Source organism: Bradyrhizobium sp. (assembly GCF_036009065.1).
Taxonomy (GTDB): Bacteria; Pseudomonadota; Alphaproteobacteria; order Rhizobiales; family Xanthobacteraceae; genus Bradyrhizobium.
The window spans coordinates 1-16,140 of record NZ_DASYMN010000195.1 but is presented as its reverse complement, the minus strand read 5'-3'; the positions used below and the strand labels follow the sequence as shown (position 1 = coordinate 16,140).

The 16,140-nt window shown below is 60.7% G+C and carries 16 protein-coding genes; 9 read left to right on the top strand and 7 right to left on the bottom strand.

What is annotated here, in order from left to right; genetic code table 11:
- Window positions 1-20 precede the first annotated feature (20 nt).
- Entirely contained in the window at window positions 21-572 is a 552-nt protein-coding gene (locus VGP39_RS11640) for a DUF2059 domain-containing protein (RefSeq protein ID WP_327568254.1), read from the bottom strand.
- Window positions 573-596: 24 nt separating this feature from the next.
- Window positions 597-1,295, bottom strand: coding sequence for a ribose-5-phosphate isomerase RpiA (rpiA, locus tag VGP39_RS11635; protein WP_327568253.1), 699 nt, complete (start codon window positions 1,293-1,295; stop codon window positions 597-599).
- Between the two features lie 177 nt (window positions 1,296-1,472).
- Here rpiA and VGP39_RS11630 point away from each other — a divergent pair, with 177 nt between their 5' ends.
- From VGP39_RS11630 to VGP39_RS11610, 5 genes are all read left to right on the top strand, one after another.
- A complete protein-coding gene (locus VGP39_RS11630; protein WP_327568252.1) occupies window positions 1,473-2,168 on the top strand; it encodes an HAD-IA family hydrolase in 696 nt (231 codons plus the stop codon).
- A 259-nt stretch (window positions 2,169-2,427) separates the two neighbouring features.
- Window positions 2,428-2,790, top strand: coding sequence for a hypothetical protein (locus tag VGP39_RS11625; protein WP_414644644.1), 363 nt, complete (start codon window positions 2,428-2,430; stop codon window positions 2,788-2,790).
- Between the two features lie 124 nt (window positions 2,791-2,914).
- Window positions 2,915-3,949 carry a GTP 3',8-cyclase MoaA gene (gene moaA, locus VGP39_RS11620; RefSeq protein ID WP_327568250.1) on the top strand — a complete coding sequence of 345 codons (1,035 nt, stop codon included), beginning with the start codon at window positions 2,915-2,917 and terminating at the stop codon, window positions 3,947-3,949.
- 295 nt (window positions 3,950-4,244) lie between these two features.
- A complete protein-coding gene (locus VGP39_RS11615; protein WP_327568284.1) occupies window positions 4,245-4,784 on the top strand; it encodes a TRAP transporter small permease subunit in 540 nt (179 codons plus the stop codon).
- Window positions 4,781-6,388 (top strand): TRAP transporter large permease, encoded by a 1,608-nt coding sequence (locus VGP39_RS11610; RefSeq protein ID WP_327568249.1) that lies wholly within the window; start codon window positions 4,781-4,783, stop codon window positions 6,386-6,388. Before VGP39_RS11615 ends, VGP39_RS11610 begins: the two co-directional genes overlap by 4 nt.
- 59 nt (window positions 6,389-6,447) lie before the next feature.
- On the opposite strand, the gene VGP39_RS11605 is transcribed toward VGP39_RS11610, so the two are convergent.
- From VGP39_RS11605 to VGP39_RS11590, 4 genes are all read right to left on the bottom strand, one after another.
- Window positions 6,448-7,533, bottom strand: coding sequence for a TRAP transporter substrate-binding protein (locus VGP39_RS11605; protein ID WP_327568248.1), 1,086 nt, complete (start codon window positions 7,531-7,533; stop codon window positions 6,448-6,450).
- Window positions 7,534-7,697: 164 nt separating this feature from the next.
- The gene (locus tag VGP39_RS11600; protein WP_327568247.1) at window positions 7,698-8,786 is read right to left on the bottom strand and encodes a TRAP transporter substrate-binding protein; all 1,089 of its coding nucleotides are present in this window, start codon (window positions 8,784-8,786) and stop codon (window positions 7,698-7,700) included.
- Window positions 8,787-8,979: 193 nt separating this feature from the next.
- Window positions 8,980-10,116 carry an Mrp/NBP35 family ATP-binding protein gene (locus VGP39_RS11595; protein WP_327568246.1) on the bottom strand — a complete coding sequence of 379 codons (1,137 nt, stop codon included), beginning with the start codon at window positions 10,114-10,116 and terminating at the stop codon, window positions 8,980-8,982.
- A 112-nt stretch (window positions 10,117-10,228) separates the two neighbouring features.
- The gene (locus tag VGP39_RS11590) at window positions 10,229-10,618 is read right to left on the bottom strand and encodes a VOC family protein (protein WP_327568245.1); all 390 of its coding nucleotides are present in this window, start codon (window positions 10,616-10,618) and stop codon (window positions 10,229-10,231) included.
- Window positions 10,619-10,811: 193 nt separating this feature from the next.
- Between VGP39_RS11590 and VGP39_RS11585 the strand changes: the two genes are divergently transcribed.
- From VGP39_RS11585 to VGP39_RS11570, 4 genes are all read left to right on the top strand, one after another.
- Window positions 10,812-11,681 carry an NAD(P)-dependent oxidoreductase gene (locus VGP39_RS11585; RefSeq protein WP_327568244.1) on the top strand — a complete coding sequence of 290 codons (870 nt, stop codon included), beginning with the start codon at window positions 10,812-10,814 and terminating at the stop codon, window positions 11,679-11,681.
- A 185-nt stretch (window positions 11,682-11,866) separates the two neighbouring features.
- On the top strand, window positions 11,867-13,471 hold the full coding sequence (locus VGP39_RS11580) for a HAMP domain-containing sensor histidine kinase (protein WP_327568243.1): 1,605 nt from the start codon (window positions 11,867-11,869) through the stop codon (window positions 13,469-13,471).
- Between the two features lie 45 nt (window positions 13,472-13,516).
- A complete protein-coding gene (locus VGP39_RS11575) occupies window positions 13,517-13,717 on the top strand; it encodes a DUF1289 domain-containing protein (protein WP_327568242.1) in 201 nt (66 codons plus the stop codon).
- A gap of 25 nt (window positions 13,718-13,742) precedes the next feature.
- A complete protein-coding gene (locus VGP39_RS11570) occupies window positions 13,743-14,255 on the top strand; it encodes a TIGR02281 family clan AA aspartic protease (RefSeq protein WP_327568241.1) in 513 nt (170 codons plus the stop codon).
- Here VGP39_RS11570 and dusA read toward each other — a convergent pair whose 3' ends face one another.
- Window positions 14,256-15,287, bottom strand: a complete 1,032-nt coding sequence (gene dusA / locus VGP39_RS11565) for a tRNA dihydrouridine(20/20a) synthase DusA (RefSeq protein ID WP_327568283.1) — start codon at window positions 15,285-15,287, stop codon at window positions 14,256-14,258. It lies immediately after the preceding gene.
- Between the last annotated feature and the right edge of the window lie 853 nt (window positions 15,288-16,140).

Below are 16,140 nucleotides of genomic sequence, written 5' to 3'. Positions count from 1 at the left end.
CCGGGCGCGGTCAGGTTCGATCAGATTTCCTTGCCGCGTTTTTTCATCTCGGCCCGGAACTGTTCGTTGACCGTTTGGGCAAAAACCTGCGCCCACTGATTCATGTAGGACATGCTGAACTGGATTGCCCGGGGCTCCGTTGCCAGCAGCTTCTGACCCAGCGGAGACTTGTAGAAGGCGAGCAGGTCTTTCAACTCCTGCTCGGTAAACTCGTTGGCATAGATCTTCGCCATGCCGTCGCCGATCTCCTGCTCTTTGCCGGCGAGATTTTTTGCAACGATCACCGCGACTTCGTTGAGGTCCTTCTGATAGTTGAGGTTGCTCTGCAGCAGCGCATTTTTGGTCTGCTCGACGACGTTAGGGACGGCGCTGGCGTACATCGCGTTGGCATTCTTCATCGTCAGAATTTCTTTCGCGGCTGCCAAGGCCGCCGGCGAGGCCGGCTTGAGGGCAGGCGCCGGTGCAGGTGCAGCCTGCTTGGCAGCAGGTTGTTGCGCGTGAGCAGGAGCGCCAGCCAAAGCCAGTCCCATCACGAGCCCTGCCGCGGCCACGATGTTCAAAAGATACGTCATTCCAATTCTCCTTGATTGCGGCGCTTAAGACCGTTCAACAACGCGAATTCCCTGAGAGCCCGCCAGCATCGCTATGCTGGCCAGACCAATGAATAGCCCGTGCTCGACGACGCCCGGGATCGAGTTCAAAAAACCCGCCAGGCGTGGAGCATCCGGTATTTGCCTGAGATGGGCATCGACGATCCAGTGGCCGCCATCGGTGACAAAAGCATGGCCGTCCCCGCCTTTCCGGACCACCATTTGCCCGGAAACGCCGGTTTTCGCAAAAGCCCGTTCCATGGCACGCCGTGTCGCTGACAGGCCAAACGGGATCACCTCCACCGGCAAGGGAAAGCGGCCGAGGGTCTCAACCCACTTGGAATCGTCGGCGATCACGATCATGCGATCCGACGCCGCCGCCACGATCTTTTCGCGCAGCAGCGCGCCGCCACCGCCCTTGATGACGTTCAGAACGGGATCGATTTCATCCGCGCCATCGACGGTCAGATCGAGCCGGTCGATGTCATCCAGCGTCGTCAGTGGGATGCCGCAGCGCTGGGCGTCGGCACGCGTCGCCTCGGAGGTCGGCACGCCGGTCACGTTAAGTCCGGTGCGGACCCGCTCGCCCAGTAGCTCGACGAAATGCCTGGCGGTCGAACCCGTGCCGAGGCCAAGCTTCATGCCGTCGCGGACATGCTCGATCGCGCGTGCCGCCGCCTGTCTTTTCAATTCATCCATGGTCACGCGTGACGATGCTCCAAAACCCTTGCCGGTCGCCGCCGATATCAGGCGCGGGGCATATCTAGCGTCGTTTCATGGCGAGGAACAGGCTTATACGCCGGCTTTCACCCGGTCGCAGGCATTCCAGCCACCGCGGTGTCCCCACTTGCGCAATCGCCCCGAGGCCGGTAGCGATCCGCCATGAATCCTTATCCTACGGTCGTATTCGATTTGGACGGCACGCTGGTCGATACCGCGCCCGATCTCATTAACGCGCTCAATTTTGTTCTCGGCCGCGAGGGTCTGCCCGCGGTGCCGATGAAATCCGCGCGCAATATGATCGGCGCCGGCGCCCGCAAACTGATCGAGCGCGGTCTGGAACTGGACGGCCGCCAGGCGGACCTGGCCGATATCACCCGGCTGACCAATGATTTTATCGACCATTACGCGGCGCATATCGCCGACGAGTCGCGTCCCTTCGAAGGTTTGGAGAGTGCCCTCGACGACCTCTGCGCGCGCGGATGTCGCTTCGCCGTTTGCACCAACAAGCTGGAGTGGCTGTCGAGACTTCTGCTTGACCAGCTAGGGCTGAGTTCGCGGTTTTCCGCGATTTGCGGAGCCGATACCTTTGGCGTCTCAAAACCCGATCCGGCCATCCTGCAACAAACCGTGTCGCTGGCCGGTGGATATCTCTCCTCGACCATCATGGTCGGCGATGCCGGGCCGGACATCGGGGTTGCCCGCCGCGCCTGCGTCCCGGTCATTGGCGTTGAATTTGGTTATACCGATGTTCCAATAGCGAGCTTCGAGCCCGACCGTCTAATCGGTCACATGAGGGATTTGCCGGCAGCCGTGGAAAGCCTCCTTGCCGAGCGGCGCGTTGAGCCAATCGATTGATTCAAATAGGCAATTATCCGAACGCCGACAGCGGCATTAACCATCAATTAACGATTCCGGTCCGTACGATTGCGCGGCTATCCGGACGCTCCTATGGTCGTGGCGGAGACTGCGGCCGTTGGCCGCAACAAGTGACGGATGGATCATGCGTCGTGTCATTGTGATTGCCGTTGCAGGGCTCGGTTTGGCCGGTTGTTCGTCGTTCTCCACTGATTCTTTAACTTCTTTCTCGTTCAAACCGACGCCTCCAACCGTTTCCGTGCAGATCGATTCCATCCCTTCGGGGGCTGATGCCAAGACCTCGCTCGGACCGGGCTGCCGGACGCCCTGTTCGGTTTCCGTGCCCGCCGAGAATTTTACCGTGACCTACACGCTGAACCGATTCCAGCCGCTGACGGTGCCGGTCCAGGTGATCAATATTCCCGGCGATTTCTCCACCCCTGCATCGACATCGATCGATCCCAATCCGGTGGTGGGCGAACTCCAGCCGGCCGGCCCGCCGCCGAAGGCAGCCCGCAAGCCGATGCGGCCGAAAAAGCCGAAACCCAAGCCCGCTGCCGCCGCGCCCGCTGCATCGCCGTTCCCGACGCCAGCGGCACCCGCTCCCGCGCCGACTCGATAAGTGCTGGCGCAGTGCAGCACGCGCTGGCCGCGGATTGTGCGCGGATCGCATCATGCCTAGATTGTGGCTGCGGGGACCCGCCCTGCTGTCACGACTGCCGCGGCAGTGATATAGGCACGTCTAAATGATCGGACATGCGTTGAACCATCCGGCTTCGCCCACCGCGGCCATGACCGACCCGTTTGGCCGGACGATCAGCTATTTGCGGGTCTCGGTCACCGATCGCTGCGATTTGCGCTGCTTCTATTGCATGTCCGAAGACATGACCTTCCTGCCCAAGGCCGATTTGCTGACCCTGGAGGAACTCGACCGGCTGTGTTCGGCGTTCATCGCCAAGGGCGTGCGCAAGTTGCGGCTCACCGGCGGCGAGCCGCTGGTCCGCCGCAACCTGATGTCGCTGGTCCGCTCGCTGTCGCGCCATCTCGATAGCGGCGCGCTGAATGAACTGACCCTGACGACCAATGGCTCGCAACTGGCGCGGTTTGCGAGCGAGCTACGCGACTGCGGCGTCAAACGGATCAACGTCTCGCTGGATACGCTCGATCCCGCGAAATTCCGCGCCATCACCCGCTGGGGCGATCTCGACAAGGTTCTGGCCGGCGTCGAGGCGGCACGTGCCGCCGGTCTCGCGGTCAAGATCAATGCCGTCGCTTTGAAGAACATGAACGAGGAAGAGATTCCATCGCTGATGGAGTGGGCGCACGGCAAGGGCATGGCGCTGACACTGATCGAAGTGATGCCGATGGGCGACATCGGCGAGGGCCGTATCGATCAATATGTGCCGCTGTCGCTGCTGCGCGCGCGCCTCGCCAAGCAATATACGCTCACCGACCTCGACGACGACACCGGAGGACCCGCGCGTTACGTTCGCGTCAGCGAGACCGGGGGCAAGCTCGGCTTCATCACGCCGATGACTCATAATTTCTGCGAATCCTGCAACCGCGTGCGGATTACCTGCACCGGCACGCTGCACACCTGCCTCGGCCACGAAGATGCCTCCGATTTGCGCAAACCGCTGCGCGCCTCGGTCGACAACGAACTCCTTGGTGCCGCCATTGACCGCGCCATCCGGCTGAAGCCCAAGGGCCACGACTTCATCATTGACCGCCGACACAACCGCCCGAGCGTCAGCCGCCACATGAGCGTCACCGGCGGCTAAGCTTCCGGCCGCGCGTCGCCAGGCCGCGCAACCGCTTGATCCCGCGTCAATTTGTCCATTTTCCAATTGACGCCGTCGCGGCGCGCTGAAATGGTGCGGCTGCTTCATGCTAGCTCGGCTGGAAAAGCCGCTACGCCCAATCGGCGCAGTCAAGACGGCAGACGCGCAATTGGGGAGGGCTATCGTTGCAATTGCTCCTGAAAATGAGCCGGAGAATCGACGCGTTTGCACGCGACGAAACATTTGCGATGCCCGTTGAAATAATCGGTATGTGGCGGTTGCCGGGAGAAACATGATGCGTCCCCTGCTGGCGTTGAGCACGGCCATCGATCAGCTCAACGAAAAAATAGGTTACGTCTGCAATTTTCTGGTGCTGGCCGCCTGTATCGTAAGCGCCGCCAACGCCATGATCCGTTATGCGTTCGGCTATAGCTCGAACGGCTGGCTTGAACTGCAGTGGTACATGTTCGCCATCCTCGTGATGTTCGGCGCTTCCTATACCTTCAAGCGCAATGAGCATGTCCGGGTCGAGATCTTCTATCTGATGCTGCGCGAGCGTGGCCAGATCTGGCTCGACCTGATCGGCACGCTGTTCTTTCTGATCCCGGCATGCCTGCTGCTCAGCTATCTGTCGTGGCCGTTCTTCCATCAGGCCTATGTCGTCAGCGAAGTGTCGGGCAATGCCGGCGGCCTGGTGCGCTGGCCGATCAAATTCGTGGTACCGGCCGGCTTCGTCATGCTTGCGCTGCAGGGCGTATCGGAAGTCATCAAGCGCATCGCGGCACTTCAGGGCTACGTCACGATCGATGCGAAATACGAGAGGCCGACGCAATGATTACGCTGGAAATGATGCCACCGCTGATGTTCGGCGGTCTGGTTCTGTCCATGCTAATCGGCTTCCCGGTGGCTTTCACGCTCGCAGCGGTGGGGCTTTCGTTCGGATTCCTTTCAATTCATCTCGGCTTTTTCGACATGAATTTTCTGCAAGCGATTCCGGGCCGCATTTTCGGCAGCGTGCTTTCGAACGAGCTGCTGCTTGCGATTCCCTTCTTCACCTTCATGGGCGCGATTCTCGAACGCTGCGGCCTTGCCGAAGATATGCTGGATTCGATGGGGCAGCTGTTCGGGCCGATCCGCGGCGGGCTCGGCTATTCGGTCATCATCGTCGGTTTCATCCTGGGTGCCATCACCGGCACGGTGGCGGCGCAGGTCATCGCGATGGCGCTGATCTCGATGCCGGTGATGATCCGTTACGGCTACAACATCCGCTACATCACCGGCGTGCTTGCGGCGTCGGGCACGATCACCCAGCTGGTGCCGCCGTCGCTGGTGCTGATCGTGTTGGCTGATCAGCTCGGCAAGTCGGTCGGAGACATGTATCTCGGGGCGTGGGGACCCTCAATATTCCAGATCATACTGTTCGCCGGCTACACGTTTGTGCTCGGCCTCATCAAGCCGGATCACGTGCCGCCCGTACCGGTGACCGAACTTACGCTGAGGGGCTGGCCGCTCTGGCGCAAGTGCCTGATGGGTATCATTCCCTCCGCGGTACTTATCTTCGTCGTGCTCGGTACCATGATGTTGGGCCTGGCGACGCCGACCGAAGCCGGCGCCATGGGTGCCGTCGGCGCGATCGTACTGGCGGCCATACACAGCAAGGACTTCAGTAACAAAGGCCGCAACGTTCTGTACGCGGGCATCATCGCCTGCGGCATCGGCACGATGGTAGGCATCTTCATGGCACAGAATCTGATCTTCAAGATTGCCTTTGCCGTCACCTACGCGGCGGTGGTCTGGGTTTGTCTTGAAGCCGTCCGAATTCCGGAACTGCGCGACCTGATCAAGCAGGGTTATGAGTCGACCATGCGCCTCACTTGCATGGTCGTGTTCATCCTGATCGGCTCGACCTGTTTCTCGGTGGTATTCCTCGGCGTATCCGGGGGCGTGTGGCTGGAGCATCTGCTGACCTCCCTGCCCGGCGGTGTCTGGGGATTCCTGATCTTCATCAACCTGTTCATCTTCTTCCTGGCGTTCTTCCTGGATTTCTTCGAGATCGCCTTCATCATCCTGCCGATGGTGGCGCCGATCGCGCAGAAGATCCTGACGCCAGTTGTCGGTGCAGACGCCGCACTGATCTGGTTCGGCGTCATGCTGTGCGTCAACATGCAGACATCGTTCCTGCATCCTCCCTTCGGGTTCGCTCTGTTCTATCTGCGGGGTGTGGCGCCCAAATCGGTCAAGAGTTCAGACATCTACTGGGGCGCCGTACCCTGGATCGGGCTGCAGATGATCATGGTCGTGCTGGTGATCGCCTTCCCGGTCACGGTGACGGCGCTGCTCGACAAACCATTGAATGCCGATCTCAACAAGGTCAGAATCGATATTCCGCAAGTCGAGCTGCCACCGCTCGACTTCAACGAGCCGTCGAAATTCAAATAGCAGCGCCCAACAAAAAAAGCCCCGGAGCCGAAGCTCCGGGGCTTTTTCGCGCGCTGCAATCAGCCGCGCAAATGGCGGGCCATGAATGAATCGTAGCCGAGTTCGGCGACCTGGAACCACTGATAGGCATTATTCGTGAAGGTATTCAGCGAATCATAGGTCTTCTTGAAATTCGGATTTGTCGCCGAAATTTCGTCGTGAAGTTCCTTTGCGGATTTGAAACAAGCCTCCATGATCGCAGGCGAGAACGCGTGCAGCTTGGTGCCGCCGGCGAGCAGGCGCTTGAGCGATATCGGATTTAGCTGATCGTATTTGGCGATCATCCACGTATTGGCGTAATGGCCGGCCTGCTCGAGGATCGCCTGATATGGCTTCGGAAGCGCACTCCATTTGTCGAGGTTGACGAAAGCAAGAAGCATCGAGCCGCCCTCCCACCAGCCGGGATAGTAGTAGTGGGGCGCCACCTTATAGAATCCGAGCTTCTCGTCGTCATAGGGACCGACCCATTCGGCGGCATCGATGGTGCCCTTCTCCAAGGCCGGATAGATGTCGCCGCCGGCGATCTGCTGTGGCACCGCACCGAGCTTCTGCAGCACACGTCCCGGAAATCCGCCGATGCGAAACTTCAGACCGGAAAGATCGGCAACGGTGTTGATCTCCTTGCGGAACCAGCCGCCCATCTGGCAGGTAGTGTTGCCCGCGAGCATGGAGACGATGTTGTATTTCTTGTAGAACTCGTTGAGGACTTCCTTGCCGCCGCCAAGGGTGTACCAGCCCTGGTTGATCCGCGCGTTCGGACCGAACGCAACCGAGGTGCCGAAGCCGAACGTCGGATCCTTGCCGAAATAATAATACGACGCGGTGTGGCCCATCTCGACAGTGCCGTTCTGCACGGCATCGACGACTTGCAGGCCAGGAACGATTTCGCCCGCCGCGAAAACCTGAATCTGGAATTTATTGTCGGTCGCGTCGGCAACCGCCTTGGCCATGACCTCGCAGCCGCCGTAAAGCGTGTCGAGCGATTTCGGCCAACTGCAGGTCATCCGCCATTTGATTTCCGGCATCGACTGCGCAATCGCTGGCGCGGCCACGGCAGCTCCCGCCACGCCAATTCCCGTCGCTTTGATAAAATCACGGCGCTTCATAGGATTCTCCCCTGGAATGATTGTGATTGATCCACCTTCTTATTGAGGCCTGCTCCGAGCATGGAACATCCCGGCGGCAATTTCCATGTGAATTTTGGTATCGCAACCAAAAAGCCCGGCCCTCTTGCGAAGGCCGGGCTTTTGTTTCGCTGCTAAAAGCTAAATCAGCCGCGGGTGCGCGAGCGGATCATGAAGCTGTCGAAGGTGTATTCGGCAACCTGCCACCACAAATATTCGTCGGACCGGTAGGCCTGCATCGCATCGATGGATTTCTTGAAGTCGGCATTCTTGCCGGAGATTTCCGCCCACAATTCATTGGTCGCCTTCAGGCAGGCATCCAGCACTTCGTTGGTAAACGGCCGGAGCTGCGTGCCGCCGGCCACAAGGCGCTTCAATGCCGTCGGGTTCTGCATGTCGTAACGCGCTTGCATCCAGGTATTGGCATGGGCGGTCGCGTTGGCGACGACAGCCTGATAGTTCTTCGGCAGCGAATTCCACTTCTCCAGATTGCAGAAGGCGTGGACCATCGGGCCGCCTTCCCAGAAACCGGGATAGTAGTAATATTTGGCAACCTTCTGGAAGCCGAGCTTCTCGTCGTCATACGGCCCGACCCATTCGGCCGCGTCGATCGTCCCCTTCTCGAGAGCTGGGTAAATGTCGCCGCCGGCAATTTGCTGCGGCACGACGCCGACCTTCTGCAACACCTGCCCGGCGATGCCGCCGATGCGAAATTTCAGCCCGGAAAGATCGGCAACGGTCTTGATCTCCTTGCGGAACCAGCCGCCCATCTGGGTGCCGGTATTGCCGCAGGGGAAACCGATCACGCCGTGTTTGGCGTAGAACTCGTTGCCAAGCTCCATGCCGCCGCCCTGGTACCACCACGAATTCTGCTGACGCGCATTCAGACCGAACGGCACCGACGCATAGATCGCGAAGGTCGGATCCTTGCCGACGTAGTAATAAGAAACGGTGTGGCTCATCTCGACAGTGCCGTTGGCGGTCGCATCTAGGGCCTGCAGACCCGGGACGACCTCACCGGCCGCAAAGACCTGAATCTGAAACTTGTTGTCGGTCATTTCCGCGACGTACTTCGAAAACTGCTCGGCGCCGCCATAGATCGTATCGAGCGACTTCGGGAAGCTCGAGGTCAGGCGCCACTTGATCTCAGGCGACGATTGCGCGATCGCCGGCGAGGCGACCGCGGCCACCGCGGCGCCGGTTGCGGAAACTTTCAAAAAATCACGACGCTTCATTCAGGCTCTCCTTAAGGGGCGTTTCTTGGAATCTTCTGGAACGCGCTCAGCGGCGACGTCAATCACCTCAGCCGACGGCGCTCCGGTGCAGGGTCTCTAACACGGATATCGGGAAGCGGAAACGCGACCAACGCATGACAAGGCCGATTAAACGAAAGTTGAATGCGACGCATCACAGCCCTTTGCAGGGGGCTTAAGCCGCGGCAATGACACCCTGAAGCTGATCGCGGACCTCGGCGCCGATCGCCCGATAAATCGCCGCATAGGGCCCGTCCGGCTCGCTTTCCACCACCGGCGTTCCCGAATCCGACGTGGCGCGGATCGACATGTGCAACGGGATTTCACCCAGAAACGGCACCCCAAGCCGCTCCGCCTCAAGCCGCGCGCCGCCATGGCCGAAAATGTCCGAACGCGTGCCGCAATGCGGGCACTGGAAATAGCTCATGTTCTCGACGATGCCGAGCACGGGAACATTGACTTTCTTGAACATCGCGAGGCCGCGCCGCGCATCGATCAGCGACAAGTCCTGCGGCGTCGAGATAATGATCGCACCCTTGAGCGGCACATTCTGCGCCAGCGTCAGCTGCGCGTCGCCGGTGCCCGGCGGCATGTCGACCACGAGAATATCGAGCCTGCCCCACACCACGTCCCGAAGCATCTGGGTGATCGCCGACATCACCATCGGCCCGCGCCAGATCATCGCGGTTTCCTCCTCGACCAGAAAGCCGATCGACATGATGGCAAGACCGAAACGCACAATCGGAATCATTTTCTTGTCGTCGTTGAGCTGCGGCTTCTCGCGAATGCCGGTCAGCCGCGGCACCGACGGCCCGTAGATATCGGCGTCGAGCAGGCCGACGCGCAATCCGAGGTCGCGCAGGCCCAATGCCAGATTGAGCGCGGTGGTCGATTTTCCGACACCGCCCTTGCCGGAGGCCACCGCTATGACCGCGGAAATGCCGGGAATTTCCGACTGCTTCGACATCGGCGACGCCGGCCCCGGTTGCGCGGGCGGACGATGCGCCGAGACGTGAGGCACCCCCTGGGCGTGCCGATGCGGCGCCGGAGCCGGTGCGGCGCCCGCCTTGCGTTCAGCGGTCAGCGCGATCATCGCCGCCGTGACGCCGGGAATGGCGCGCACCGCAGCTTCAGCCTCCGCGCGGACGTTTTCCCATGCGCGGGCCTCGGCGGCATCGACATTGATCGAGAAAAACACTGTTCCGTCATTGACGGCGATATCGGACAGAACGCTGGCATCGGTCAGCGCAACGCCGCGCGGCGACGACACTTTGGCCAGACGTTCGAGAACCTGCTGCTGCGTAACGCTCAAACCATATCTCCCGCACCCGATCGATTCCAGACCGGACACATAGAACGAATCTAGCAGATAAGGATACCGGTCCAGGGCTGCAATCGGGCCCGCACGAGGGTTATCTCAACCCTCAGCCTTGTTCGTTGGCCATTTCATAGTTGAGTTCGAGCATCACGCCGTTGGGATCGGTAACGAAAATCTGCCAGACGGCGACGCCCGGCACCTCCCGGACGTCGAACGGCAAATTCTTGGACTTGAGCCGCGCTTTCATGCCGGCAAACCCACTGCTCGCAAAGGCGACATGATGAACGACGCCGGAATCAGGCTTCTGTTGCTCGTCCGTCTTCGAAATATCGACGATGTGAACCACCGGCTTGCCCTCGCTGTACATCCAGGCGCCGGGGAACGTGAAGTTCGGCCGATCGCCGCTCTCGAACTCCAGGACTTCCTCGTAGAACCGAACGGTATCGGCGAGATTTCGGGTCCGGATGTTGAAATGATCGAGCAAGCCTACGCTCATGGATGTCGCTCCCTTGGTTTTGAAGTCTTGACCGTTTCGGGGGTTTGCTAGCACAAAACCGCGCATTCCCGCCAATCGGGGCCGTTGCCCTTCGCAACGCACCGTTTATGCTGCAGGTTCGCCTTTAGTCCTTCCCAAAAACACCGTTCGGCAGCCTCATAGCAATGCCGACGCAAACCCCAAGGTTTCAGACATGGCCAAAGTCGCTTTTCTCGGTCTCGGCGTCATGGGTTTCCCCATGGCAGGGCATCTCATCGCCAAGGGCGGCCATGAGGTGACGGTCTACAACCGCTCGCCGGCCAAGGCGCAGGCGTGGGCCGAGAAATTCAGGGGCAAAACCGCGCCGACGCCGCAGGCCGCGGCCGAAGGCCAGGATTTTGTCATGAGCTGCGTCGGCAATGACAACGACCTGCGTGCGGTGACGATCGGCGCCGATGGCGCGTTCGCGGGCGTAAAGGCCGGAGCCGTTTTCGTCGATCATACCACCGCATCGGCCGAGGTCGCCCGCGAACTCGACGCTGAGGCGACCAAGCGCGGCTTCAAATTCATCGATGCGCCGGTATCCGGCGGCCAGGCCGGCGCGGAAAACGGTGCGCTGACCGTGATGTGCGGCGGCAGCGCGGACGCCTATGCGAAAGCCGAGCCGGTGATCGCAGCCTACGCCAGAATGTGCAAACTGCTGGGGGCCACAGGCTCCGGCCAGTTGACCAAGATGGTCAACCAGATCTGCATCGCCGGACTCGTGGAAGGCCTTTCCGAAGGTATCCATTTCGCCAAAAAAGCGGGACTCGACGTTCATGCCGTGATCGACACCATCTCCAAGGGCGCCGCCCAGTCGTGGCAGATGGAAAACCGCTACAAGACCATGAACGATGGGAAATTCGACTTCGGTTTTGCCGTCGAATGGATGCGCAAGGACCTGTCGATTTGCCTCGCCGAGGCGCGGCGCAATGGCGCCAGCCTTCCGGTCACCGCGCTCTGCGATGCATTCTATGCGGAGGTGGAGAAAATGGGTGGCAAGCGCTGGGATACGTCGAGCCTGCTCGCCCGCCTGGAGCGCTGATTTTCGCGCGCAAATACGCGGTCGATCGGTGGATCGGCCGCGCACCGACGCTGCCGAAGGATCCGTTAATTTAACTTTTCATTAACGCGATTCTTTAGCTCTTTAAGGCAGCTCTTAATGATTTCGCGCCAGAGATAGCAAAGGTGAAAAGCGCGCGCGGCCGCACGCAGGATTTTTGTTGCTTGATGAGTAAACCCGCCGATAAGCCCGAAGTCGTCCAGCTTCCGGCCGAAGCGCCGATTGCAGCGCCGGCGCGCAACCGCCGTGCCGCCGCGCAGCGGGTGCGCGAAGCGCGCGACCGGTTAACGTCCACCAGTGGAACCCGCCCCGCGTTCGATCGCGAGCTGCTTCGGCAATATGCCCAAACCCGGCTGTCGGCGTCGTATGTCGTGATGCTGCTTGTGGTCGCCACGGGCTTGCTATTCGGCCTCTGGATGCAGCCGATCTCGGCGCTGGCCTGGACCTGCGGGATGCTCTGCATTCACGCCGTCATCATCCGCAACTGCGGCAGGTTTCTGAACGAAGCGCCCTCGCCCACCGGAACCCGCAAGTGGCGGACGCGATTTGTCTTGCTCGATCTGCTCTATGGCCTGTGCTGGACCGCGATCCTGATCCATCCCACCGGCGCCGACATCATCTCCAATACGTTGCTGATGTTCCTGATGCTGCTGGTGGTGGCCGTATCAAGCATGCTGGCGGCGAGCCTGCCGGTCGCAGCACTTGCGGCGACCACGCCGGTAACTTGTGCGATCGCACTGAATTTCGTGCTGGGCGGCACTTTCGACAGCTACGTTCTGGGCTTGCTCGCGGTCGCGGCGGAAGGCTATTTCGCGCTGCTGGCGCACCGGCTGCACTCGACGACGCTGGCGACTCTGGAAGCGCGCGCGGAAAAAGACGCCCTGATCGGCGAGCTCGAGCAGGCCAAGGCGATCTCCGATGAGGCGCGGCATCGCGCCGAATCGGCGAATGTCGCAAAATCGCGATTTCTGGCGCAGATGAGCCACGAACTGCGGACACCGCTCAATGCGATCCTGGGGTTTTCCGAGGTGATGAAGAGCGAAATCTTCGGCGGCCACGCGGTGGCGGTCTACAAGGATTATTCCGCCGACATTCACAATTCGGGCGTGCATCTGCTCAATCTGATCAATGAAATTCTCGACCTGTCGCGGATCGAGGCGGGGCGGTACGAACTCAATGAAGAGGCGGTCTCGCTGGTGCATGTCGTCGCCGACTGCCATCATCTGCTGAAGCTGCGCGCGTCGAGCCGCGGCATCGGCATCCACGAAATGTTCGAACTGGGCATGCCGCGGATCTGGGCCGACGAGCGCGCCTCACGCCAGATCGTGCTCAACCTGCTGTCGAACTCGATCAAGTTCACGCCGCAGGGCGGAGAGATCTGGCTGAAAGTCGGATGGACCGCCTCGGGCGGACAATATCTCAGCGTCAAGGATACCGGGTCCGGCATTGCCGAAGAAGAAATTCCGATCGTGCTGGCATCGTTCGGTCAGGGCTCCAACTCGATCAAGTCAGCCGAACAGGGTGCGGGGCTGGGATTGCCGATTGCGAAAAGCCTGATCGATATGCACGGCGGCACTTTCACCTTGAAATCCAAGCTTCGCATCGGCACCGAAGTCATCATCACATTCCCTCCGGAGCGCGTGATGTCGGCGCTGGCGCCGATGACCGAGGAAGCGCCGCCCTTGCAGCCCCAATCGTTCGACAATGTCGCTGCCGATGAGAAGCGCCGGGCCCGTAGCAAGCCGATCATGAGTGCGGGAACAGGGCTGTGATCGGGACGCTTGCGCAAGTGATCGAATACCCGTCAATATCGCTCGATGAGCATCGAGACGCCGTGCATCGCGGTCTGCATGATCGATCCCAGGACCGGCCTTTGTTATGGCTGCGGACGCACGCTGCCGGAGATCGCGCGCTGGCATCGCATCGACAGCGCGGAGCGGTTGGCGATCATGGAGCTGTTGCCGGCGCGGATGGCCGACGCCGGACTGCCGGCTCCGGCCGCGGCCAAAGGCGACTGACCGGTCAACTCCCAAGAGGTGTGCCGTGAGCCGCATCCTGCTCGTTGTTCTCGTGCTGGCGGCGACCGCGGGCGCCGTAGTCGCCTATGGCGATCCCGAGCAGATCGCGCGGGCCAGCACCACCGTTACGGACATGCTGCGCCAGCGCGCGGCGCAGCCGGCACGCGCGGTGCAGGTTTCACGCGGGCTAACCGGCGAATTCGCCCTGCGCGCGCAGATCAACGGCGTCAACGCGCCGATGGTGATCGATACCGGCGCGACATCGGTCGTCCTCACTTACGAAACCGCAAAGGCCGCGGGGCTGCCGCTGGAATTGCTCGACTACGACGTCGACGTCGAAACCGCCGGCGGGCACACCCGCGCGGCGCGGCTGACGCTGGATCGTCTCGCGATCGGCAAGCTGGTCGAGCGATCGGTGCCCGCACTGGTGGTGCCGCGCGGGCAGATGAAGACCAATCTGCTGGGCATGAGTTTCCTGGATCGGCTGGAAAGCTGGGAAGTGCGCGCCGACCGCTTGATGCTGCGCGGCTATCCCTGATCACGCGGCCATCGAAGCCTGCGCGCGGTCATCGACCAGCGCAAGCGCAGCGCGCAAGACGTTGACGCCGGCGCCAGGCTTCACGGCGTTCTCGGCAAGGTGACGGCGGAACGCCCGCGCGCCGGGGACGCCGTGGAACGCACCGACGAAATGCCGCGTCATCGCATGCAAGCGCACACCCCGCACGAGTTGATCCTCAATGTAAGGCATCATCGCTTCGAATACGTCCTTCATCGTCGCGTGCGGTGCAGTTTCGGCGAATAACTCGAAATCGGCCGACAGCAACCGCCACGGCTCCTGATAGGCCGCGCGCCCCAGCATCACCCCATCGACGTGCTGAAGATGCCGCTTTGCCTCCGCAATGCCGGCGATGCCGCCGTTGATGATGATGGGCACGTCGGGCAAGGCCGCCTTGAGTCGGTACACCCTGTCGTAATCGAGCGGCGGGATGTCGCGATTTTCCCTCGGCGACAATCCATTGAGCCAGGCCTTGCGGGCATGAACGATCAGCGCATCTGAGCCTGCGGCGATGACGCGCCGCGCCAGTGTGTCGAGTGCGATCTCGGGGTCCTGATCGTCGATGCCGATGCGGCATTTCACCGTAACAGGGATGCGCACCGCGCGCGTCATGGCGTGGACGCCCTCCGCGACAAGCTCCGGCTCGGCCATCAGGCAGGCGCCGAACCGGCCATCCTTCACCCGGTCCGACGGACAGCCGACATTGAGATTGATTTCGTCGTAGCCAAAATCCTCGCCGATTTTCGCTGCTCCCGCGAGATCGCGCGGGACAGATCCGCCGAGCTGAAGCGCCACCGGATGTTCGCTGGCGTCGTATCCGAGCAGTCGCTGCCGATCGCCGTGAAGGATGGCGCCGGTGGTCAGCATCTCCGTGTAGAGCTTCGCGCGACGCGTCATCATGCGATGAAAGACGCGGCAATGCCGGTCGGTCCAGTCCATCATGGGTGCCACAGCAAAACGTCTATCTAACATCTTGTTTTCATTTTTCTTTGTAGTTTTAGTCTGTCCAACCAATTTTTGGGACGACAAATGATCCGTGCGATAGAACTAGCGCATTTCCCTTTCTTTTCAACCGGGTTGAAATGGTTCTGGCAACTTTCATGTAATTCGCCTTCGTCAATGTTTTCTCGATCCAGTACTACATTGCTGTACCGGCTGAGGGCATGCAGCACTGCGGTGCTGGACGCTCATCTACGACTCACCACAGCGATCCCGTTAGCGTCGAACAAGCGACTGGAAAGCCGATCAAAGTCATAAGCAAAGTAACTGCGCTTCGCCGGTGCCTAGGTCCGCAATGCTCCGATCGTAGTTTCGGTCGCCATGTCGTATGAAAAGTTGCGCGCGGCGCGACTTGCGATCGTACGGACTAAAAACGTCTTAGGTTCAAATCCCAGAAGGAAAGTGAACTATCCCTATCGCAAATTCAGTTGGTTGCAGGGGTAGGATTTGGACCTTGAGGTTATGAGTTTTATCAAAACGGTTCCGCCGCTCTACGCGTGCGCCGCATCCTCCACGTCCCTCCACGACAAAATTTCTCGGTATTATGGCGCAAAATACCGGGGTATCAGGGAATTCAACCTGCTTACGGGAGGCCGCAGGGCGGAGGACCTCCGCTGTTCCGTCAGGAGCAGACATTCCCCGCACATGCTCAGTATGTCTCCTTTGTGCCGATAGCGGACCTGGCCGTAGTGGCCGCCGTTACTCAACGGTCACGTTTGCTGCCTTGGCTACCTCTGCCCAAGCCTTTAGATCGGCCCTGATCCGGTCGGCAAATTGCGTCGGCGAACTGCTGTTGGCGTCGGTGGCGAGCAACCGCAGCCGCTGCTGAATTTCCGGATCCTGCATTGCACTCTTCACTTCGGCCTCG